The organism is Pseudoclavibacter terrae (assembly GCF_008831075.1).
GTDB lineage: Bacteria > Actinomycetota > Actinomycetes > Actinomycetales > Microbacteriaceae > Pseudoclavibacter > Pseudoclavibacter terrae.
Genome location: NZ_WBJX01000002.1, coordinates 343,754 through 364,695, shown reverse-complemented (window position 1 = coordinate 364,695; position 20,942 = coordinate 343,754). Strand labels below are relative to the sequence as shown.

Sequence of the window (20,942 nt, the reverse complement as noted above, 5' to 3'; positions counted from 1 at the left end):
GCTCGATCTGCGAGCTGCGCGGTCTCTTCCGCGTCGATGGTCGAGGGTACTCCGCCTTCACGTCCGAAGGCGCCTAGCCGGTCCGAGCGTCCTCGACCGCCTGGTCCAGCAGTGCAACGACCCGAGAGGCCCCGTCGCGCTGGGCTGATGCGCGAGTCGCCTGCTCCATGCGGGCTCGGCGGTCATCGTCGCGGGCGAGGGCGAGGAGCTCCTTCGACGCCCACTCGGGCGAGAAGTCCGCGTCGGCCACCCGTATGGCACCACCTGCGGACAGGACGGAGCGGATGTTGGTGGTCTGGTGGTCGCCGGTGGCGGCAGGGTACGGGATGTAGACGGCCGGGAGGCCGACGACACCGAGCTCGCTGACGGTGGATGCGCCCGCACGCGCGACGACCAGGTCGGCGGCGGCGAACGCGAGGTCCATGCGGTCGCAGTACTCGAGCACGTGGTAGCCCTCGACGTGGTCGTGCTCGAACTTCGAGAGCCCCCCGACGAGGTGAAGAACCTGCCAGCCCTCGGAGATGAGTTCGGGGACGACGGCTCGGACGGTCTCGTTGACGCGCCTCGCGCCGAGCGAGCCGCCGGTGACCAGCAGCGTGCGACGGTCGGGGGCCAGCCCGAAGAACTCGACAGCCTCGTCGCGCTTCGCGGCGCGGTCGAGGTGCTCGATCTCAGCCCGGAGCGGCATCCCGACGGTCACGGCGCCGCGGAGGGGCGTGCCGTCGAAGGCGACGCCCACGCGCTTCGCCCAGCGCGCCCCGAGCTTGTTGGCCATGCCGGGATGGGCGTTGGCCTCGTGGACGACGGTCGGCACGCGCCCCCTCGCGGCCAGGTAGGCGGGGGCTGCGGCATAGCCGCCGAAGCCGGCGACCGCGTCGATGCTGTGCTCGTCGAGCATGCGGCGCACGGAGGCAACCGTCTCACGGAGTCGAGGCAGGAAGGTCAGCACCTGCATGCCCGGGCGGCGCGGGAAGGGCAGCTTCGGAATCGTGAGGAGCTCGTAGCCGCGCGCGGGAACAAGCCGGGCCTCAAGGCCCTCCTTCGTGCCGAGCACGAGGATCTTCGAGTCGGGGTCGCGCTCGCGCAACGCATCCGCGACCGCGAGCAGCGGGTTGACGTGGCCGGCCGTGCCGCCTCCGGCGAGCAGGTAGTTGGTCACGTGCGGGACTCCGATCGCTTCGGGTTGCGGGCGATCGACAAGACTATGCCGATTGCGAAGAGGGTCGTGATGAGCGCCGATCCGCCGGAGGAGACGAGCGGCAATGGCACACCGAGGACCGGCAGGAAGCCGATGACGACGGCGATGTTCACGAACGCCTGGAAGATCAGCCAGGTGGTCACTGCACCGACGATGGTCTTCGCCGTCCAGTCTTCCGCCTCGTGGTAGATGCGGACGAGGACGACCGCGAGCAGGACGAAGACGCCGATGACGATGATCGCCCCGACGAGCCCGAGCTCCTCCCCGATGATCGCGAAGATGAAGTCGTTGTCGGCCTCCGGCAGCCAGGACCACTTGGCCTTCGAGTTGCCGAGCCCCGAGCCGAACAGGCCGCCAGCGGCGAGGGCGTAGAGCCCGTGCGCGCTCTGCCAGCCCCAGGTCTCGTAGTCGACGTCTCCGCCGAAGAAGTTCGTGATGCGGGCCATGCGGTTGTCGCTGAAGATCGACAGCAGGAGCGCGGCAGCCACCGCGATGAACCCGGCGAGCCACAGGAACTTGGATGCGACGCCGCCGAAGTAGAGCGCTCCGAGAACGAGCGCGCCGACGACGATCATCGTTCCCAGGTCCTTGCTGAGCGCCATGACGCCGAAGCTCAGGGCGAGGACGGGCAGGATCGGAACCGCGACCTCCTTGGCGACGTGCAGCTTGCCCTGCTTGCGCCCGAGGATGAGGCCGAGCCACAGCACGAGCGCAACCTTGAGCGCCTCCGCGGGCTGCATCGTCGTGAAGCCGAGGTCGATCCAGGCCCGGTTGCCGTTGACGTCGACACCGATGGGGGTGAAGACCAGCGCTTGGAGGATGACGGCGACGAAGAGGGCTGGCCAGGCGATCCGCTTCCAGAACCGCAGCGGCATCCGGGAAGCGAACAGCATGAGCGGGATGCCCAGCGCCGCGAACGTGGCTTGGCTGACGAACCGCGCCGAGACGGCGTTGCCACCCGCGAACTCCTCGACCGAGGAGCTCGAGAGCACCATCACGATGCCGAAGGCGACCAGGAAGAGCGTGATCGAGAGCAGGAGCACGAAGTTGCGGTTGACGCCGCGGATGCGCTTCCCGAGCGAGACGACGACGGCGCTCGAGGAGCTCTTGCGTGCGGAACCGCCAGCCGTCGGCCCCGTGCTTGGCCTATTCGGCGCTGGCGTCCGGCTCGGAGGTGCGGTCCTGGGAGCCTTCTGTCTCGGCATGCCGGCCCCCTTCAAGGTGCGACGCGACGGCGAGCGCGAAACGCTGGCCGCGGTCGCTGTAACTCACGAACTGATCCATGGAGGCGGCCGCCGGAGCGAGCAGCACGGTGTCGCCGTCCTGCGCGAGCCGCGCGGCTTCCGCCACGGCGCGTCCCATGATGGAGTCAGTGTCGCTCACGTCGATCTCGATGAACGCGACCTCCGGGGCGTGTTGCGCGAACGCGTCGGCCACTTCGGATCGGGATGTTCCAAGGGCCACCGCACCGCGGAGGCGCCCGGCGTGCTTGGCGACGAGCGGCGCGATGTCGACTCCCTTGAGGAGCCCTCCCACCAGCCAGACGACGCTGCGGTGCGCGGCCAGCGAGGCGTCGGCGGCGTGGACGTTCGTCGCCTTCGAGTCGTCGACCCAGAGGACCCCGGCGGCCTCAGCGACGATCTCGTGGCGGTGCCGATCGACCGAGAAGGTAGAAAGCGCCTCGGAGATCGCGGCGACGGGGACACCGACGGCCCGCACGAGGGCGGCCGCGGCGAGCACGTCCTCCACGAGGTGCTTCGAGGAGAGACCGCGCGGGCGCAGCTCCTCGAGCGTCGTCAGCTCGAGGGCGGTGCGGGCTCGGTCGTCGAGGAACGCACGGTCGACCAGGATTCCGTCGACCACGCCGAAGTCGCTCGGCCCCGGCACATCGGTCCCGAACCCGATAGCGCGGCATCCTTCGACGACGTCGGCCGCCTCGACGAGGTCGAGTGTCGCCTCGTCGCCCTTGTTGTAGACGCACGCGATCTGGGCTCGCTCGTAGACGCGGCCCTTCGCTGCGCGGTAGGCCTCAGCGCCGCCGTGCCAGTCGAGGTGGTCGTCGGCGATGTTGAGGACGACCGCGGCGTGCGCCGACATGGAGTGCAGGGAGTGGAGCTGGAAGCTCGAGAGCTCGACCACGAGCAGTTGGAACTCGGCGGGGTCGCGGAGCACATCGAGGACGGGGACGCCGATGTTGCCGCAGGGGGCCGTGCGGATACCCGCGGCCAGTCCCATGTGCGCTGCGAGCTGGGTTGTCGTCGTCTTGCCGTTCGTCCCCGTGACGGCCAGCCAGGGGGCGGGGTCGCCGAACTTGTCGCGGAGCCGCCAGGCCAGCTCGACGTCACCCCACACCGGCGCGTCGAGGGCGTCGGCGGCGACGATGAGCGGGTGGCTCGGGGCGAAACCAGGAGACGCGACGATGAGGTCGGCCTCCAGGGCCCTGAGCGCGTCGACGGCGGACTCGTCGCTGTCGGCGATCGTCACGGGAACGTCGAGCACCTCGAGGATGCGCTCACGCTCGTCATCGTGCGACTGCGCGATGACGTGCGGCTTGGCGCCGAGCTCAGCGAGGGTGTCCGCGACGGAGAACCCCGTCTTGCCCAGGCCGAGCACTGCGACCGACAGGCCGGTCCAGTCGTCGTGCCAGCTCCGGAGACCGTCGACCTCGCGGCCTGTTCCCTCGCGGGTCACGTCGTGACTCCCCACTCGGCGTAGAAGAGTCCGATGCCGAGCGCGGCGCAGAGTCCGGCGATGATCCAGAACCGGACGACGACCGTAGTCTCGGCCCAGCCCTTGAGCTCGAAGTGGTGGTGGATGGGGCTCATGAGGAAGATGCGCTTGCCCTTGGTGAGCTTGAAGTAGATGCGCTGCACGATCACGGAGCCGGTCGTCATGACGAAGAGGCCGCCGATGAGGACGAGCAGCAGCTCGGTGCGGGTGATGATGGCGAAGGCGGCGATCGCGCCACCGAGACCGAGCGAACCCGTGTCTCCCATGAAGATCTGCGCAGGCGAGGTGTTCCACCAGAGGAACCCGATGAGCGCACCGGCGATGCCTGCCGCCACGATGGCGACGTCGAGGGGCGCGTAGGCCGTGTAGCAGGCCGACTCGAGCGACTCGGCCAGGCGCTCCGTGCCGCAGGCCTGGTTGAACTGCCAGTAGGCGATGATGCCGTAGGAACCGATCGAGATGATCGACGCACCGGTCGCGAGGCCGTCGAGGCCGTCCGTCACGTTCACCGCGTTCGACGTCGCCGTCGTGATGACGACGATCCAGACGATGAGGGCGATCGTTCCCGCGATCGCGCCGAGCGCCATGAAGTCGATCGGCAGGTCTCGGATGAACGAGATGTGCGTCGAGAGGACCGGGACGCCGTCGGGGTTGCGGTACTGCAGGCCGATGACGGCGAACAGCCCGGCGACGATCACCTGCCCGACGATCTTCGACCAGCCACCGAGGCCGAGGGACTGCTGCTTGCGGACCTTCAGGAAGTCGTCGATGAAGCCGATGACACCGAGACCGACCATCATGCCGAGGATGAGGAGTCCGGCGGCCGTGACCTGGTCGCCCGTGGCCAGCGTCGCGATGAAGTACGCCAGCACGGAGCCGACGATGAAGACGATGCCGCCCATGGTCGCGGTTCCGCGCTTCGAGTGGTGGGCTTCCGGCCCATCCTCGCGGATGAACTGGCCCCACTCGAGCTTGTGGAACAGGCGGATGAAGAGCGGCGTCATGAACAGCGTGAACGCCAGCCCGACACCTCCGGCAATAAGGATCGCAATCACGCGAAGTGCCCCCTGAGGTGCTCGGCGAAACGGTCTCCGAGGTGTCGGAGGCCCGCTGAGTTCGAAGACTTGACGAGGACCAGGTCACCCGGGCGCGTCTCACGGACCAGCAGCTCGTACGCCTCGTCCATGGACTCGACGAAGATCGACTCCCCATCCCAGGAGCCCTGGGCGATCGCTCCGAGGTGCAGCGCGCGGGCGTCGAGGCCGACGACGATGAGCTGGTCGATGCCGAGGCGGACGGCGAGGAGTCCGAGGCGGTCGTGCTCCTCGATGGAGGCATCCCCGAGCTCGCTCATGGCGCCGAGCACCGCGACCGTGCGGGCGCCGTTCGGCGCGATCTGAGCGATCGTCTTGAGGGCGGCGGCCATGGAGTCTGGGCTCGCGTTGTAGGCATCGTTGATGAGGTGCACGGAGCCGGCGTGCTGGAGCTCCATGCGCCACTGCTCGGCGCGTGTCACGCGCTGGAGGGCGTCACGGATCTCCGTGGCCGGCACCGCCTGCGTGTGGGCGGCCGCCGCCGCGGCGAGCGCGTTGGTGACGTGGTGCTCCCCGATCACGTTGAAGCGGACGACGACGGGTTCCTGCTCGGGAAGGTGCAGCGTGAACTCCGTCCCGTCGAGGCTCGTCGAGACCTCGCTCGCGCGAATGTCCGCTCGCTCGCCTCGACCGAACCACAGCACGTTCGCGTCGGTCTTGTCGGCCATCGAGGCGACGCGCGCGTCGTCGGCGTTGAGCACGGCGGTGTCCCCCGCCACGAGCCCTTGCACCATCTCGGTCTTCGAGGTGAGCGTGACCTCGATGCCGCCGAACTCGCCCGCGTGCGCGAGGCCGACCGTCAGCACGATGCCGACGTCCGGCTTCGCCATCGAGATGAGCCTGCGGATCTCGCCTGGAGCGCTCGCGCCCATCTCGGCGATGAGGGTCTGCGTCTCCTCTGTGAGCTTCAGGAACGTCAGCGGGGCGCCCACCTCGTTGTTGAAGCTGGCGATGGGCGCGACCGTCTCGCCTCGCGCCGAGAAGATCTCGTTGAGGAGGTTCTTCGTCGTCGTCTTCCCGTTCGACCCGGTGACCGCGATCGTGACGAGCTGTCCGCGGGACTTCACGCGCGTCACGACCTCGGTTGCGAGGCGTCCGAGGGCGAGGACGGCGTCGTCGACGACGACCTGCGTGACGGGAAGGTCGAGGGCGCGCTCGACGATGAGGAGCGAGGCGCCGTTCTCGACAGCCTTCGGGGCGAAGAGGTGCCCGTCGGTGACCTCGCCCGGCTTGGCGACGAAGATGTCGCCCGGACGGATGAGTCGGGAATCGGTGTCGACGGTGCCGCTGAACACGCTCTCGAGCGTGTCGTCACCCACGGGACGTGCCTCTCCCCCGGTGATCTCAGCGATCTCGCGAAGTCGGAGTTCGATCATCCGCTCACCACCCTGCTTCCCTGAGCGCCGCTCTGGCCTCGTCTCGTGCCGAATACTGGATCTTGCTGCCCGCGACCTCGGTGTAGCTCTCGTGGCCTGGGCCGGCAACGAGGATAGTGTCCTCTGGCCCTGCGAGCGAAACCGCCTTGCGCAGCCCGAGGCTCGCATCGGCGATCTCGTGCAGCTCCCGCTCCGGGTGGCTCGCCTTCACGCTCTCGACGAGCACCCTCCTGATCTCGTCCGGGTCCTCGGTGCGCGGGTTGTAGTCGGTGATGATGACGACGTCGCTGCCAGCCGCGGCGACGCGCGCCATCTCCGGGCGCTTGGTTCGGTCGCGGTCGCCGTCGGCGCCGAAGACCATGAACAGGCGGCCCGTGGTCATCTCTCTCAGCGCACCGAGCGTCTGCTCGAAGGCGTCCGGGGTGTGCCCGTAGTCCACATAGAGGCGCGGCCCCTTGTCTCCGGAGACCAGCTCGAGACGTCCGGGCACGAACGCGTCGATGCCGCCGTCGCGTTCGAGCACCTCCGCGATCTCGCCGAGGTCGTAGCCGGACTCGACGAGCATCGCGATCGCGAGCCCGGCGTTCGCCGCCGAGAACCAGCCGGGCATGGGGATGCTCGAGTGCAGCACCCGGTCATCTGGGCTCGTGAGCGTGAAGCTCGTGCTGCCGCCTTCTGCGCCCGTGACGACGAGGTTCCAGTCGGCGTCGGTTCCGGGCTTCGAGGAGATGGTCGTGACGGGGATGCGGGAGTCCTCGACGACCCGCGCGCCCCACTCGGAGTCGAGCGACACCACGCCGCGCCGAGCGCGCTCCGGGGTGAAGAGCTTGAGCTTCTCGCCGAAGTACTCCTCGAAGTCGACGTAGTCGTCGAGGTGGTCGTGCGAGAGGTTGATGAAGCCGACCACGTCGAACTCGATGCCGTCGACACGGTGGCGGGTGACGGCCTGCGCCGACACCTCGATGCTGGCCGCGTGCACCCCGACCTCGCGCATGCGGGCGAGCAGGGCGTGCAGCTCGCTCGCCTCAGGGGTGGTCAGGCTCGCCTCGATGCGCTCCTCGCCGATGCGACGCTCGACGGTGGTCGTGAGGCCGGTGACGACGCCGAGCTGCAGCAGGAGCCCGTCGAGGATGTACACGACGGACGTCTTCCCGTTGGTCCCCGTGACGCCGAAGAGCTTCGGCTGGTCGGGGTCGGTCCGGTAGATCCAGGCCGAGACGTCGCCGAGTGCGAGGCGCGGCTCCTCGGTGACGAGCACGGGAATGCCCAGCTCTCCGGCGAGTTCGGCGCCGGCCGCGTCGGTGAGGACTGCGACGGCGCCGGCTTCCTCGGCCTTCGCGGCGTAGCTGGCGCCGTGCACTCGCGCGCCTGGCAGACCCACGTAGAGGTCGCCGGACTCGACATCCATCGAGGAGATGGAGACGCCGGTCACCTCGACCTGGTCGACGCCTTCTGGGGCGTCGAGTCCGAAGTGCGCGCACAGCTCGGAGAGCGAGCGCGGCACTGGATGGGATGGACGGATGCTTGCTGCGGGCATGACTTCCTGTGCAGTAGTGCGGATCAGAACGTGGTCGGGATGGTCGGCCACGGACTCGGCGATGGTGCCACCCGGTTGGATTGGAGTACGTACGCCATGACATCGTGCCATGCGGGCGCGGTGGCGGCGCTTCCAGTCATCGTAGTTGGGTTCATGATCGAGACCGTCACGACGTACTTCGGGTCGTCGATGGGGGCGACTCCGGCCATGGAGGCCATGTACTGCCCCTGCAGGTAGGTGCCGTCGCCGGCGGAGACCTCGGCGGTGCCCGTCTTGATGCCGACGCGGTATCCGGGGATCGCGACCTCCTTGGCGAGGCTCCCGCTCTGGGCCGTCGCCTCGAGGAGGGTGAGCGTGTCGGCTGCCGCCTGCGCCGACACGACCTGGCGTGCCTCGCCCGGTTCCGTCTCGACGAAGCCGTCCTCGGTCTCGCAGCCCTCGACGAGCTGGACGGGGAGGCGCTGGCCGCCGTTCGCGATGGTTGCGTAGGCGCTCGCCATCTGGGGGGCGGTGACCTGCAGGCCCTGCCCGAACATCGTCGCGTAGTTCGTCTGCGGGTCCCAGTCCTCCCACGGGTGGACGGTGCCGGACTCCTCGCCGAGGAAGTCGGCCTCGGTGTCTGCGTTGAGCCCGAAGTCGAGCATGTAGTCGTAGCGTTCGCTCGCGCTGAGGCGTTCGCCCATCATGGCGATGCCGATGTTGGAGGAGCGCGTCATGATGCCAGCCGCGGTCCACCGCTCGTCGCCGTGTGCCCAGTCGTCGCCGAAGCTCACGTCGGTCTGCTCGAAGCGCCCGGGAACGGTGATCTGCTCGCCGGGAGTGGAGAGCCCCTTGTCGAACACCATGGCTGCGGTGAGGGCCTTCATCGTCGAACCGGGCTCGTAGGGCGCGGTGAACGCGCGCGAACCGCGAGCCTCGGTTGCCGTGGCTCCCGGGTCGTTGGGGTCGACGGACGGGTAGTCGGCGACCGCGAGGACCTTGCCGGTCTCGACTTCTACGACGGTCGCGTGCCCCCACTTCCCGCCCATCGCGGTCACCTGCTCGGCAAGCACCTGCAGGGCGTACCACTGCAGGTCGGCGTCGACGGTGAGCTTGAGCGTGCCGCCCTGCTTTGCCTCGGTGAGCGTGACCTCGGTGCCGGGGATGCGCACGTTGTCCGCGCTGCGCTCGTAGGTCTCCTCGCCGTCGACGCCGGCGAGGCACTGGTTCTCTGAGAGCTCGAGTCCGGCGAGCGGTTCCCCGTCCGCCCCGAGGAACCCAGTGAGGTTGCCAGCGACCTGCCCGTTCGGGTAGACACGAGCGGCTTCACGTTTCGGGTAGATCCAGGGGATCTCGAGGGCCCGGATCTTCTCGTAGGCGGCGAGCTCGAGGCCTCGGCTGAGGTAGGCGAAGTTGCTGTTCGGGTCGATCGCGAGGGCCGCATCCACGACGCCGATGAGCTCTGCCTCCTGCTGGCCGGTGATCGCGGCGATCTCACCGAGCGCCTGCTCGCGAGAGACCTCGCTGGTCTTGCCGTCGTCACCGGTGCGGTCGAACTCCTTGACGTTCACGGGAGCGACGGTGAGGTCGAAGCGGTCGGCGGAGTCGGCGAGGATCTCGCCGTTCTTGTCGACGATCGACCCGCGTTCGCTGAAGATCGTGCTGGAGACTCCGCGCTTCGATTCGGCGTCGGCGTTGATGGTCGATGCCGAGACGAGCTGCACGTCGATCAGGCGGACCCCGAAGGCGATGAGCACTGCGGTCACCAGGATGATGACGAGGCCAGCCCTGCGCCTGGACACTTTCGGTGACACGGTGGTCCTCCCCCTTGTTCGGCGATGCTCCCAGCTGATCAGCCTCTCGGCACATCAGCCTCGTTCGTGGTTCTACCTCGTCGAGGGAGAGCGCAGCTCGCTGACCGACGGTACTTCAGGGGCCGCCGCTGGCTGCGGTGAAACTCCGTCAGCAGCGGGAGCCGGTGCCGGCTGGGTCACCTCGTTGGTGACGAGCCCCGTGTTGATGGGAGCCGACGTGCCCGTGGCGTTCGCGTCCGTCGCGAGCGAGGCGCTCCCGACCTGCAGGAAGGCCTGCGAGTCGGTCGGGACCATGCCGAGCTTCGTCGCCTCGACGGCGAGGTTCTGCGCGGAGGACATGGCGCTCAGCTCCTCGAGCGCGGCCGACTCCTCGCGCTGGAGTTCCGTCTGCGTCTGCTCGAGGCCGCTGACCTCGTAAGCGCCCTGCGAGATCGCGATGCTCAGGGCGAGCTGCGTGACGAACACACCCGCGAGGATGCCGAGCGAGATCATGATCGAGCGCAGGCTCGGCAGACGCCGCGCGCTTGGCGCCTCGACGAGTCGCAGCCGAGGAGGCTGCGCCTGCTTCTTGGGGGCCGCCTTCGAGCGACGGGGGGCCGTGGATCCTCGGAGGATGCTCGTTGCTGCCGTCATGTCCGTGGGCTCCTCACTCGTTCAACCGCGCGCAGGCGCACGGGCAGTGCTCGTGGATTGTTCTCGCCTTCTGCGGCACCGGCGCGCTCGGCTCCGCGCACGAGGCGCGAGAACTCCGGCTTGTGCTCTGGAAGTTCGACCGGCAGGCCGCTTGGCGCCGTCGAGGTGGTCTTCGCCTCGAAGAGCCGCTTCACGAAGCGATCCTCGAGCGACTGGTAGGCCTCGACGACGACCCGGCCGCCGACCACGACGCGCTCGAGCGCCTGGGGAAGCGCGCGCTCCAGGGCGCCGAGCTCGGCGTTCACCTCGATGCGCAGCGCCTGGAAGACGCGCTTCGCCGGGTGACCCGCGTCGCGCTTCGCCGCCGGCGTCGCGCGCTGGAGCACATCGACGAGCTGCCCCGTCGTCTCGATCGGCGCCTGCGCGCGCTCTCGCACGATCCAGCTCGCGTAGCGAGGCGCCAGCTTCTCGTCGCCGTAGCGGTAGAAGAGCTCCTTGAGCTCCTCCTCGCCGTAGGACGCGACGATCTCGGCGGCCGTGACACCCGCCGTCGCATCCATGCGCATGTCGAGGGGCGCGTCCTGGATGTAGGAGAAGCCGCGGCTCGCCTCGTCGAGCTGCAGCGAGGACACCCCGAGATCGAACAAGACGGCGTCGACCGTGTCGATGCCGAGCTCGTCGAGCGACGACTCGAACTCGTCGTAGACGGCGTGCACCAGCGTGACACGGTCGCCGAAGCGAGCGAGTCGACGGCCGGCGAGGCCAAGTGCCTCGGAGTCGCGGTCGAAGCCGACGAGGCGGGCATTCGGGCACCGGTCGAGGACGGCCTCGCTGTGCCCGCCCATGCCGAGCGTCGCGTCGACGTAGATGCTGCCCGGGTTCTGGAGGGCAGGCGCGAGGAGCTCGACGCAGCGCTCGAGGAGGACCGGCGTGTGCAGCGTCGCGGGGTCGCGCTCGCTGCCCCCACTGTCCTGCGCGTTCTGGTTGTTCTCTGTCATGACGTTCCGGGGTCCTCCCTGATCACTGATTCCCATCCGTTCTCTCTCCCCGCCGGGGAGGGCGAGGGGAGCGAAGTGGAGATTCCGTCTGCCGCCGGGGAAGTGGCTTCAGATGGGGCTCCTGCGGTGCTGCTGTGCTCTGCTGCGAGGGAAGGCGCTTCAGAGCGGAACGGCTGAGAATCGGCGGTCAGGGTCAGAAGAGTCCCGGGATCACCTCCTCAGCGGTCTCGGAGAAGGCGGCCTCGTTGGCCTCGACGTAGGTGTTCCATGCCTCGGCGTCCCAGATCTCGGCGCGGGTTCCGGCCCCGATGACGGCCAGCTCGCGGTCGAGTCCGGCGTACTGCCTGAGCTGCTGCGGGATGGTGACGCGGTTCTGGCGGTCTGGCGTCTCCGCGTGCGCACCGGAGAGCAGGAGGCGCAGGTAGTCGCGCGCCTGCTTGCTCGTGACGGGAGCCTGGCGGATGCGGTTGTGGAGCTCCTCGAACTCGCTGGTGGAGAAGACGTAGACGCAGCGGTCCTGCCCACGGGTCAGCACGACGCCCTCCGCGAGCTCGTCCCGGAACTTGGCCGGCAGGATGAGCCGCCCCTTCTCGTCGAGCTTGGGCGAGTACGTGCCAAGGAACATGCACGCCTCCCTCCCCGTCGCTGAATCCCCACATGCTCCACTTTACTCCACAACCAACCACCCGGCTACGCAAACACCCGATCTGCTCCCTGTGAATGCGAAAAGAGGCCAGTAATTTACTGGCCTCAGCATGGTGGAGGGAAGTGGAGCTATCTGGCGCGATCGAGGGCGCAAAAAACGGGACCGGCCAGATGGCCGGTCCCGATGGTGGTGCGAAGTGGTGGTTGGTGGTGGGGCGAGGCGGGGGCCGCTCGGCGACCGCTCCCTCTACTCCCCCTGCTGCCGCTTGTCCCAGCGATTGCCGAGCTTGTCCATGAACGAGCCATCTGCGGACTCGCCCCGTTTCGGCGACGGGCGCCCCGTCGGCAGCGGGTCGGATTCCGAAGCCCCCTTCGGAACCGCGAACGCGTAGACCACGCCGGCGAGCATCAGGACGAACCCGACGACCCCCAGGACAGGAATGTTCGTGGCGACGCCGGCGACGACGACGCCGATGCCGACTGCGACAGAAAGAAACGCGACGACGACGGCTCGCGTGGTGACCGCAGCACCGCTTCTCGGCGATGTGGAGACGACGTCCGCATCGTTCTGGTAGAAGCTGCGCTCCATCTCATCAAGCAACCGCTGCTCTTGCTCAGATAGTGCCATGTTGACCTCGTGCTCAAGGGGGCGATCGGAGCCCCGCTCCGAAGTATTGCGCCCATTGTAGGCGCGCGCACCTGGGTAGAGTGGTGTCGTGTCTGAGAGTTCTTCGCTGTCCTCCAAAGTCCAGCGTCGTCTGGACGCAACAATCGACGAGAACCTGCGAGTTCTCGGCCCGATCGGCGTCGACGTGCCCGCTTTCCTCGAGCAGGCCGCGACCTTCACGACGGGCGGAAAACGACTGCGCGCCTCCTTCTGCGCCGCAGGCTTCGGCAGCGCGACCGGCACGAGCGAGCACACCGAGGCCGTCGTCCGCGCAGCGGCCTCTATCGAGTTCTTCCACGCCGCCGCCCTCGTCCACGACGACATCATCGATCGCTCCGACACGCGGCGAGGCGCGCCCTCCACGCATCGGGCGTTCGCGCGCCACCACCGCGCGTCCGCCTGGGCGGGCGACGAGACGCACTTCGGCCTGAGCGCCGCGATCCTGCTCGGTGATCTCCTGCTCGTCTGGAGCGACCAGCTCTTCGTCGAGGCCTGCGCGCTCGTCTCCCCCGAGAACGCGGTGCGCGCGAGGGCGGAGTTCAGCAGGATGCGCAGCGAGGTGACCGTCGGACAGTACCTCGACCTCGTGGAGGAGGTCGCGTGGCCGGTTGTCCCCATCGACGCGCGCTCCTCTCGAGCGAAGACCATCGCGATCTCGAAATCCGCGAGGTACAGCGTCGAGGAGCCGCTCGTGCTCGGCGCGCTCCTCGGAGGGGCATCGGACTCGCACGTCGAGCAGATCCGGTCGTTCGGGCTGCCCCTCGGGCTCGCCTTCCAGCTCAGGGACGACGTCCTCGGCGTCTTCGGCGACGAGGCCGTGACCGGGAAGCCGAGCGGTGACGACCTGCGGGAAGGGAAGCGCACGCTCATGATCGCCGCCGCGCAGGAGCTGGCGGCGCCCGCCGACTCCGCACGACTCGACGAGCTGCTCGGCGACCCGGATCTGAGCGACGCCGACATCGCGTGGATGCAGTCCCTCATCGCCGAGTCAGGCGGACTGCAGCGCACCGAGGATGTCATCAGCACATCGTTGCGCGAGGCGCTCGCCGGCCTGGCTGCGCTTGAACTCGACACCGAGTCGCGGCAGCTGCTCGAGGACCTCGCGGAGCGCACCGCGCACCGCGCGCACTGACACAGCCGCAGAGCCACGGCGCAGCAGTCACGGCGCAGCGGTCACGAGCACCCAGAGGCGTCCGGGGCCCGGGATCCAGACTGGAAGCGCGGACGCCTCAGATGGCGAGCAGCTGCACCGCGTGACGGACCTGCGTCTTGCGTCCCTCGACGAGCGCATCCACGGGTGCGACGCCGAGCGTCTCGTCGACGCTCAGGAGCCAGACCATCTGCTCGTGCGCGCTCAGCCCCGCGTCCGCGAGCAGGAAGAGCGTGCCGCGGAGGCCGACGAGCGGCTCCCCGTCCTTGATGAACTCTCGCGGGATGCGTGGCTCGCGTTCGATGCGGAACGAAAGCAGCTGCTTGTCCTCGATCAGGGTCGACACGCGCCCCGTCGAGACGCCGAGCTCGGCAGCGGCCTGGGGAATCGTGTACCACTGGCGGGTACTGAAGACGTCACTCACGTCTCACATCGTCGCAGACGCCGCCCGTGGATGCGAGCCGACGCGATTGATCGGCGTCGTCCGGTGTTTCATCCGGGGGCTGACCGCCTGCTCGGGCTATCCTGCACGACGTGAGTCCCGTTGGTCCCGACGACATGATCGGCCGTCTGATCGACGGCCGGTATCAAGTGCGCTCTCTGATCGCCAAGGGCGGCATGGCTACGGTCTATGTCGCCACTGACCTGCGCCTGGAACGCCGCGTCGCGATCAAGGTGATGCACGATCACCTCGCGGCCGACGAGCGCTTCCGCGAGCGTTTCATCCGCGAGGCCCGCTCCGCGGCGAAGATCACGCACCCGAACGTCGTGAACGTCTACGACCAGGGGGACGACGAGGTCTTCGCCTACATGGTGATGGAGTACATCCCGGGCATCACGCTGCGCGACCTGCTCCACGACCACCACAAGCTCACCCCTGAGCAGTCCATCGATGTCATGGATGCTGTCCTGGCCGGCCTGCAGGCGGCGCACAAGCTCGGCATCGTGCACCGCGACCTCAAGCCGGAGAACGTCCTGCTCGCCGACGACGGCCGCATCAAGCTCAGTGACTTCGGGCTGGCCAGGGCGGCGAGCGCGAACACGGCGACAGGCCAGGTGCTGCTCGGCACGATCGCGTACCTGAGCCCGGAGCTCGTGACCAAGGGCACGGCAGATGTGCGCAGCGACATCTACTCGCTCGGCATCATGCTCTTCGAGATGCTCACCGGTGAGCAGCCGTACCGCGGCGACCAGCCCGTGAACATCGCGTACCGCCACGCGAACGAGACGGTGCCCGCGCCCAGCGAGGTGAACCCGAACGTCCCCCACGAGCTCGACGAGCTCGTGGCGTGGTCGACGGAACGCGACCCGGAGCTGCGCCCCGCCGATGCTGGCGTCATGCTCGAGGCCCTTCGTCGTGCCGAGGCCGAGCTCGGGCAGTCCGCACGTCCGCTCCCGGCGACGGCCGTGATCGCCCAGGCAGGCGACGAGGACATCGAGGACACCGACCCGACCGAGCTGGCGGCCATCACCAGCCAGCTCTCCTCCGCGTCTTCACCTCCCGACGCATTCGACGGGCACGTCGAGCCCTTCACGCCGGGCTCGCCGCCCGTGATGACCGGCCCTCCCCTCTTCCCAGAGGACACTGCGACCGATCTCTCCCCCCAGCTCCCTCCGGCAACCACGACGGCGGAGTCAGGCGCGCGAAAGCGTCGCCGCTTCGGCGCCGTGCTCGCCGTGCTCGTCATCGCCCTGATCGCCGCCGCCGGTGGCGTCGGCTGGTGGTTCGGTCTCGGCCCGGGGTCGTACGACACGGTTCCGGAGGCGGTCTCCTTGACGCAGGCGGATGCAGAGGCCGCCATCACGGGCGCTGGCTTCACCGTCGGCGACGTGACGCAGGAGTTCTCGCTCGACGTCGCGGCGGGCACCGTCATGGACATGGACCCGCAGGCGGGCACATCCCTCGCGCCGGAGACCCCGATCTCGCTCGTGGTGTCCGCTGGACCTGAGATGCTCGACGTGCCCGATCTCGAAGGGCTCACGCTCGAGGACGCCGAGAGCGCGATCACCGAGGCGGGGTTCACCTACGACCCGGCGACGACGCTGCGCCAGTTCTCCGACCAGGAGGCGGACATCGTCCTCTCCGCAACCGACAACAACGGTGCGCCGCTGCCCGCGACCCTCGCTGAAGGCCAGCCGATTCGACTGGTCGCCTCAGCTGGCATCGTTCCTGACGTCGCAGGCGAGACGGAAGCCAACGCGACCCAGCTCATCGAAGACGCGGGCCTCGTGGTGAACGTCTCCAGCCGCGAGTACTCGGCGTCGGTGGCGAGCGGCGTCGTCATCGCGTTCTCCACCACGACGGACCCGGTTGTCCCCGGAGACACGATCAACATCTCCGTCTCACGCGGCCCGGCACCCGTCACACTCCCGGACGTCGTCGGGAAGCCGATCGCCGAGGCGATCTCGCAGTTGGAGGGACTCGGCCTGACCGTCGGCCACAACGTGCCCCCTGGGATCGTCAACGACCCGAACCCGGTCATCAAGTTCGTGGTGTCGACGCAGTCTCCAGCGGCGGGGGTCGAGGTGCCTGCGGGCTCGAACGTGACGCTGACCGCGACAGCGACGCTCTAGCGCCTGGTCGGTCAAGGGCGGCAGCAGAGGCACGCGTGAACGCGACGGTGCTCGATGCCCGGTGCTCAATGCTCACTGCTCACTGCTCACTGCTCACTGCTCACTGCTCACTGCTCACTGCCCGATGCTCAATGCTCAATGCTCAATGCTCAATGCTCGCATCACGTCTTCGTGTCGAACCGCCCCGTGGCGCGCCGATCTCGCCGCGCGCGCAGGAGAGGCGCATCCCGTTTCCGGGATGCGCCTCTCCTGTCGTACGGCCGGCTCAGCGCTTCGCGGCGCGGAGCTCCTCTGCCACCAGGAACGCGAGTTCGAGGGACTGCATGTGGTTGAGGCGCGGGTCGCAGAGCGACTCGTAGCGGGTCTCGAGCGTCTTCTCGTCGATCTGCTCGGAGCCGCCGAGGCACTCCGTCACGTCGTCACCCGTGAGCTCCACGTGGATGCCGCCCGGGTGCGTCCCCGCGGCGCGGTGCGCCTCGAAGAAGCCCTTGACCTCGTCGACGACGTCATCGAAGCGACGCGTCTTGTAGCCGTTCGGGGTGGTGATGCCGTTGCCGTGCATCGGATCGGTGATCCACAGCGGCTTCGCGTCTGCGCCCTTGATGGCCTCGAGCAGGGGCGGGAGGGCGTCGCGGATCTTGCCGGCACCCATGCGCGTGATGAACGTCAAGCGCCCAGGCTCACGGTTCGGGTCGATCTTGTCGATGAGCCGCAGCATGGTGTCCGGCGTCGTCGAGGGCCCGAGCTTCACGCCGATCGGGTTCTTGACGCGGCTGAAGAAGTCGACGTGCGCCTCGTCGAGGTCACGTGTTCGCTCGCCGATCCAGATGAAGTGGCCTGAGGTGTCGTAGGGCTGGCCGGTCCGCGAGTCGATGCGGGTCATGGGGCGCTCGTAGTCCATGAGGAGTCCCTCGTGGCCCACGAAGAACTCGACGTCGCGCAGCGCGTAGAAGTCGGCACCAGCGGCCGCCATGAAGCGGACCGCGCGATCGATCTCCGCGGCGAGCTGCTCGTAGCGCGCGTTCGCCGGGTTCGCGGCGAAGCCCTGGTTCCAGGAGTGCACCTCGCGGAGGTCGGCGAAGCCGCCAGTCGTGAACGCGCGGACGAGGTTCAGCGTGGATGCAGCCGTGTGGTAGCCGCGGAGCATGCGCTCGGGGTCCGGCGTGCGACCCTCCGTCGTGAAGTCGAAGTCGTTGACGATGTCGCCGCGGTAGGCGGGCAGCGTCACGTCGCCGCGCGTCTCGTTGTCGCTCGAGCGGGGCTTCGCGAACTGCCCGGCCATCCGGCCCATCTTGACGACGGGCATCGAGGCACCGTAGGTCAGCACGACAGCCATCTGCAGGATCGTGCGCACGCGCGCTCGGATCTTGTCGGCGGTCGCCCCCGCGAAGGTCTCGGCGCAGTCGCCACCCTGGAGGACGAACGCCTGGCCTGCCGCGGCAGTGGCGATGCGATCGCGCAGCCTGTCGACCTCGCCCGCGAAGACGAGCGGCGGCAGGGACGCGAGCTCACCGGAGACGCTCGCGACCTTCGTCGCGTCGCCCCACTGCGGCTGCTGCCTGATCGGCAGCTCGCGCCAGGCGTCGAGGCCCTCGAGCACGCCGGGGGGCGTCGGGATCGACTCTGTGCGGGTGGAGGTGAATTGGCTCATGCTCGCTTCTCTGATCTCATGTCTCGGATCTCACGCTGACAGCTCACGCGCTGCAGCACTGGTTGTTCTGAATCTCACGCCGGACGGCCCGACACTACCCGGGGCAGCGCGCGCTGTGCTCGTCTGATCGCTGACAGCAATCACCGGCTCTCGCGCGTTCAGGGCTTCTGCGCGGCGGCGAGCGCCTTTGCCTCTGCATCCATCTTGGTTCGGATGGACGAGGCGTAGATGTCGCGATAGTCCTGGTTGCTGAGGGCGTGCAGCTCGCTCATGATCTCGTCCGTGATGGAGCGGAGCACGAACCGGTCAGCCGCCATGCCCTCATAGCGTGTGAAGGTGAGCGGCTCGCCGAACACCATGCCGACTTTGCGCAGCCGCGGCACCTTCGCACCGATCGGCAGGACACGTTCGGTGTCGACCATCACGACCGGCACGACGGTCACCGGCTTGTCCGCCTGCATGATCATCCGGGCGATGCCCGTCCGGCCGCGGAACATGCGCGCGTCCGGGCTGCGCGTGCCCTCCGGATAGATACCGAGGACACGGCCCTCGCTGAGGACGCGGAGCCCAGTCTGGAGCGACGCCTCGCTCGCGGCTCCGCCGCCTCGATCGATAGGGAGCATCCCGGTCGACTTGAAGAACTGCGCGGTCAGCCAGCCCTTGATGCCCGTGCCAGTGAAGTACTCCTTCTTCGCGAGGAAGTAGACGCGACGGTCGATCGAGAGCGGCATGAAGAACGAGTCGACGACCGAGAGATGGTTCGACGCCAGGATGACCGGCCCCTTCGCGGGGATGTTCTCGATTCCCCGCACCCACGGACGGAACGTCGCGCGCACCAAGGGCCCTGCGAAGAGATGCTTGAGCACCCAATACAACATGCGTGGCCTCCCGATAGGCGATGGCACATCAGTGTACTCGGGACATGCCACGCACCGGTGCGCCGCTCGCCGTGTCCGAAACGGTAGTGTTGGAGGCCACTGGACGTGAAGCCGGACGACACTGGCCGATGGACGTTCAGGCGGCTCACGACCAGGACCACACTCAGGAGTTGCAATGAAGCTATCCGAGACCCCCGCCGTAGTCAGCCCGGAGCCGAGCTGGAACACCACCGACCTGCTCCAGTACCGACTTCGAGAATCGCCGGATCTCGCCCTCTTCGGACTTCCGGACGGCGATCGCTGGCGCGATGTCTCCGTCAAGGAGTTCCACGCCAAGGTGAACGACCTCGCGAAGGGCTTCGTCGCCGCGGGCGTCGAGGTCGGCGAGCGCATCGCGTTCGTCGCGAAGACCAACTACGAGTGGACGCTCGTCGATTTCGCGCTCTGGTACGCGGGCGCCGTCATGGTCCCCGTCTACGAGACGAGCTCCTCTGCCCAGATCGAATGGATCCTCGAGGACTCGGAGGCCGTCGGCATCATCTCCGAGCTCCCCGAGCACGACGACAAGCTCGACGAGATCGCCGACACCGTCTCGACGCTGCGCGTGCGCTACGCCCTGCACGCCGGTGCCATCGAGGAGCTCATCCGCCTCGGAGCTGGCGTCGACGATGCGGAGATCGAGCGCAGGCGCGCCATCGCGAACGGCGACGACATCGCGACGCTCATCTACACGTCAGGGTCCACGGGACGACCCAAGGGCTGCGTCATCACGCACTCGAACTTCGTCGAGCTCTGCCGGAACGTCAAGGACCCGCTCGGCGCGCTCATCTACCCTGGCGCATCCACCGTGCTGTTCATCACGCTCGCCCACATCTTCGCCCGCTTCATCTCCGTGCTCTGCATCTACGGCGGCGTGAAGGTGGGGCACCAGCACGACACCACGAAGCTCGTGGAGTCCCTCGGCACGTTCCACCCGACCTTCCTGCTCGCGGTGCCCCGCGTGTTCGAGAAGGTCTACAACTCGGCGGAGCAGAAGGCAGAGGCCGGCGGCCGCGGCAAGATCTTCCGGAAGGCGGCCGATGTCGCCGTGCGCTACTCGGAGTCGCAGGACGCCGGGCGCACGCCCCTCGTGCTCGGGCTCCAGTACAAGCTCTTCGACAAGCTCGTCTACTCGAAGCTGCGGGAGGTGATGGGCGGGCGCGTCAAGCACGCCGTTTCCGGCTCGGCCCCGCTCGGCTCGCGCCTCGGCCACTTCTACCGCGCCATCGGCGTGAACATCCTCGAGGGCTACGGCCTCACCGAGACGACGGCCCCCGCGTCCGTGAACCTCGCCGAGAAGTCCAAGATCGGGACCGTCGGCCCCGCGCTGCCCGGCGTCGCAGTGCGCACGGACGAGCACGGCGAGCTGCAGGTCAAGGGCATCAACGTCTTCCGCGAGTACTGGAAGAACCCCGAGGCGACCGCCGCGGCGTTCGACGGCGAGTGGTTCAAGACCGGGGACCTCGGCTCGATCGACGACGACGGCTACATCACGGTGACCGGTCGCATCAAGGAGATCATCGTCACCTCCGGCGGGAAGAACGTCTCCCCCGCGGCGCTCGAGGACCCGATTCGCGCCGACCCCCTCGTCGGGCAGATCGTGGTCGTCGGCGACCAGCGTCCGTTCATCTCCGCGCTCGTGACGCTCGACCCGGAGATGCTGAAGACCTGGCTGAGCAACAACGGCGAGAACCCGGAGCTCACGGTCGCCCAGGCGGCCGAGCACCCCAAGGTGCTCGCCGAGATCCAGCACGCGGTCGATCGCGCGAACACGCGCGTCTCGCGGGCCGAGTCGATCCGCAAGTTCGTCGTGCTCGACGGGGAGTTCACGGAAGCCAACGGAACGCTCACGCCGAAGATGTCCATCAAGCGCCACGTGATCCTCGAGAAGTATCGAGGCATCATCGAGGGCATCTACAACGCAGCCCCCGCGACGCAGGGCATCACGCTCAAGTAGATCGTCAGAGCAGCGATCCTGC

Annotated in this window: 17 protein-coding genes; 3 read left to right on the top strand and 14 right to left on the bottom strand. The window is 68.3% G+C overall.

Features of this window, described 5'->3' with window-relative positions; all coding sequences use genetic code 11:
• Positions 1 to 73: 73 nt before the first annotated feature.
• The 11 genes from murG to F8O03_RS07885 form a co-directional block, all read right to left on the bottom strand.
• Complete coding sequence (gene murG / locus F8O03_RS07935; protein ID WP_151423397.1) at positions 74 to 1,159, bottom strand: undecaprenyldiphospho-muramoylpentapeptide beta-N-acetylglucosaminyltransferase; 1,086 nt, start codon at positions 1,157 to 1,159, stop codon at positions 74 to 76.
• A complete protein-coding gene (ftsW, locus tag F8O03_RS07930; RefSeq protein ID WP_151423396.1) occupies positions 1,156 to 2,403 on the bottom strand; it encodes a putative lipid II flippase FtsW in 1,248 nt (415 codons plus the stop codon). The genes murG and ftsW overlap by 4 nt, the downstream gene beginning before the upstream one ends.
• Positions 2,345 to 3,889 carry a UDP-N-acetylmuramoyl-L-alanine--D-glutamate ligase gene (murD, locus tag F8O03_RS07925; RefSeq protein WP_151423395.1) on the bottom strand — a complete coding sequence of 515 codons (1,545 nt, stop codon included), beginning with the start codon at positions 3,887 to 3,889 and terminating at the stop codon, positions 2,345 to 2,347. The genes ftsW and murD overlap by 59 nt, the downstream gene beginning before the upstream one ends.
• The gene (gene mraY / locus F8O03_RS07920; protein WP_104311842.1) at positions 3,886 to 4,983 is read right to left on the bottom strand and encodes a phospho-N-acetylmuramoyl-pentapeptide-transferase; all 1,098 of its coding nucleotides are present in this window, start codon (positions 4,981 to 4,983) and stop codon (positions 3,886 to 3,888) included. Before mraY ends, murD begins: the two co-directional genes overlap by 4 nt.
• Positions 4,980 to 6,398: a UDP-N-acetylmuramoyl-tripeptide--D-alanyl-D-alanine ligase gene (locus F8O03_RS07915; protein WP_151423394.1), complete on the bottom strand. Its 1,419-nt coding sequence runs from the start codon at positions 6,396 to 6,398 to the stop codon at positions 4,980 to 4,982. The genes mraY and F8O03_RS07915 overlap by 4 nt, the downstream gene beginning before the upstream one ends.
• 4 nt (positions 6,399 to 6,402) lie before the next feature.
• On the bottom strand, positions 6,403 to 7,935 hold the full coding sequence (locus tag F8O03_RS07910; protein ID WP_151423393.1) for a Mur ligase family protein: 1,533 nt from the start codon (positions 7,933 to 7,935) through the stop codon (positions 6,403 to 6,405).
• 23 nt (positions 7,936 to 7,958) lie between these two features.
• A complete protein-coding gene (locus F8O03_RS07905; protein WP_151423392.1) occupies positions 7,959 to 9,728 on the bottom strand; it encodes a peptidoglycan D,D-transpeptidase FtsI family protein in 1,770 nt (589 codons plus the stop codon).
• 72 nt (positions 9,729 to 9,800) lie between these two features.
• Positions 9,801 to 10,361, bottom strand: coding sequence for a cell division protein FtsL (gene ftsL, locus F8O03_RS07900; RefSeq protein ID WP_151423391.1), 561 nt, complete (start codon positions 10,359 to 10,361; stop codon positions 9,801 to 9,803).
• Entirely contained in the window at positions 10,358 to 11,359 is a 1,002-nt protein-coding gene (gene rsmH, locus F8O03_RS07895) for a 16S rRNA (cytosine(1402)-N(4))-methyltransferase RsmH (RefSeq protein ID WP_151423390.1), read from the bottom strand. Before rsmH ends, ftsL begins: the two co-directional genes overlap by 4 nt.
• A 193-nt stretch (positions 11,360 to 11,552) precedes the next feature.
• Positions 11,553 to 11,984 carry a division/cell wall cluster transcriptional repressor MraZ gene (mraZ, locus tag F8O03_RS07890; RefSeq protein WP_104252823.1) on the bottom strand — a complete coding sequence of 144 codons (432 nt, stop codon included), beginning with the start codon at positions 11,982 to 11,984 and terminating at the stop codon, positions 11,553 to 11,555.
• Between the two features lie 267 nt (positions 11,985 to 12,251).
• On the bottom strand, positions 12,252 to 12,632 hold the full coding sequence (locus tag F8O03_RS07885; RefSeq protein WP_151423389.1) for a DUF3040 domain-containing protein: 381 nt from the start codon (positions 12,630 to 12,632) through the stop codon (positions 12,252 to 12,254).
• Positions 12,633 to 12,720: 88 nt separating this feature from the next.
• Between F8O03_RS07885 and F8O03_RS07880 the strand changes: the two genes are divergently transcribed.
• A complete protein-coding gene (locus F8O03_RS07880) occupies positions 12,721 to 13,803 on the top strand; it encodes a polyprenyl synthetase family protein (RefSeq protein WP_151423388.1) in 1,083 nt (360 codons plus the stop codon).
• Positions 13,804 to 13,900: 97 nt separating this feature from the next.
• Here F8O03_RS07880 and F8O03_RS07875 read toward each other — a convergent pair whose 3' ends face one another.
• Positions 13,901 to 14,245, bottom strand: coding sequence for an Rv2175c family DNA-binding protein (locus F8O03_RS07875; protein ID WP_151423387.1), 345 nt, complete (start codon positions 14,243 to 14,245; stop codon positions 13,901 to 13,903).
• Between the two features lie 134 nt (positions 14,246 to 14,379).
• Between F8O03_RS07875 and pknB the strand changes: the two genes are divergently transcribed.
• Entirely contained in the window at positions 14,380 to 16,395 is a 2,016-nt protein-coding gene (gene pknB / locus F8O03_RS07870) for a Stk1 family PASTA domain-containing Ser/Thr kinase (RefSeq protein ID WP_151423634.1), read from the top strand.
• A gap of 265 nt (positions 16,396 to 16,660) precedes the next feature.
• Here the strand turns inward: pknB and F8O03_RS07865 are convergent, their stop codons facing one another.
• A complete protein-coding gene (locus F8O03_RS07865; protein WP_151423386.1) occupies positions 16,661 to 18,046 on the bottom strand; it encodes a class II 3-deoxy-7-phosphoheptulonate synthase in 1,386 nt (461 codons plus the stop codon).
• Positions 18,047 to 18,204: 158 nt separating this feature from the next.
• Entirely contained in the window at positions 18,205 to 18,924 is a 720-nt protein-coding gene (locus F8O03_RS07860) for a lysophospholipid acyltransferase family protein (RefSeq protein ID WP_104252817.1), read from the bottom strand.
• Positions 18,925 to 19,099: 175 nt separating this feature from the next.
• On the opposite strand from F8O03_RS07860, the gene F8O03_RS07855 reads away from it, so the two are divergent.
• Positions 19,100 to 20,920 (top strand): AMP-dependent synthetase/ligase, encoded by a 1,821-nt coding sequence (locus F8O03_RS07855; protein WP_151423385.1) that lies wholly within the window; start codon positions 19,100 to 19,102, stop codon positions 20,918 to 20,920.
• The last annotated feature ends 22 nt before the right edge of the window (positions 20,921 to 20,942 follow it).

Coding starts and splice junctions, on each gene's coding strand:
- ftsW (WP_151423396.1), bottom strand. CDS start 2,403: ATGCCGAGACAGAAGGCTCCCAGGACCGCACCTCCGAGCCGGACGCCA.
- F8O03_RS07915 (WP_151423394.1), bottom strand. CDS start 6,398: ATGATCGAACTCCGACTTCGCGAGATCGCTGAGATCACCGGGGGAGAG.
- F8O03_RS07910 (WP_151423393.1), bottom strand. CDS start 7,935: ATGCCCGCAGCAAGCATCCGTCCATCCCATCCAGTGCCGCGCTCGCTC.
- ftsL (WP_151423391.1), bottom strand. CDS start 10,361: ATGACGGCAGCAACGAGCATCCTCCGAGGATCCACGGCCCCCCGTCGC.
- rsmH (WP_151423390.1), bottom strand. CDS start 11,359: ATGACAGAGAACAACCAGAACGCGCAGGACAGTGGGGGCAGCGAGCGC.
- mraZ (WP_104252823.1), bottom strand. CDS start 11,984: ATGTTCCTTGGCACGTACTCGCCCAAGCTCGACGAGAAGGGGCGGCTC.
- F8O03_RS07885 (WP_151423389.1), bottom strand. CDS start 12,632: ATGGCACTATCTGAGCAAGAGCAGCGGTTGCTTGATGAGATGGAGCGC.
- pknB (WP_151423634.1), top strand. CDS start 14,380: ATGATCGGCCGTCTGATCGACGGCCGGTATCAAGTGCGCTCTCTGATC.
- F8O03_RS07865 (WP_151423386.1), bottom strand. CDS start 18,046: ATGAGCCAATTCACCTCCACCCGCACAGAGTCGATCCCGACGCCCCCC.
- F8O03_RS07860 (WP_104252817.1), bottom strand. CDS start 18,924: ATGTTGTATTGGGTGCTCAAGCATCTCTTCGCAGGGCCCTTGGTGCGC.
- F8O03_RS07855 (WP_151423385.1), top strand. CDS start 19,100: ATGAAGCTATCCGAGACCCCCGCCGTAGTCAGCCCGGAGCCGAGCTGG.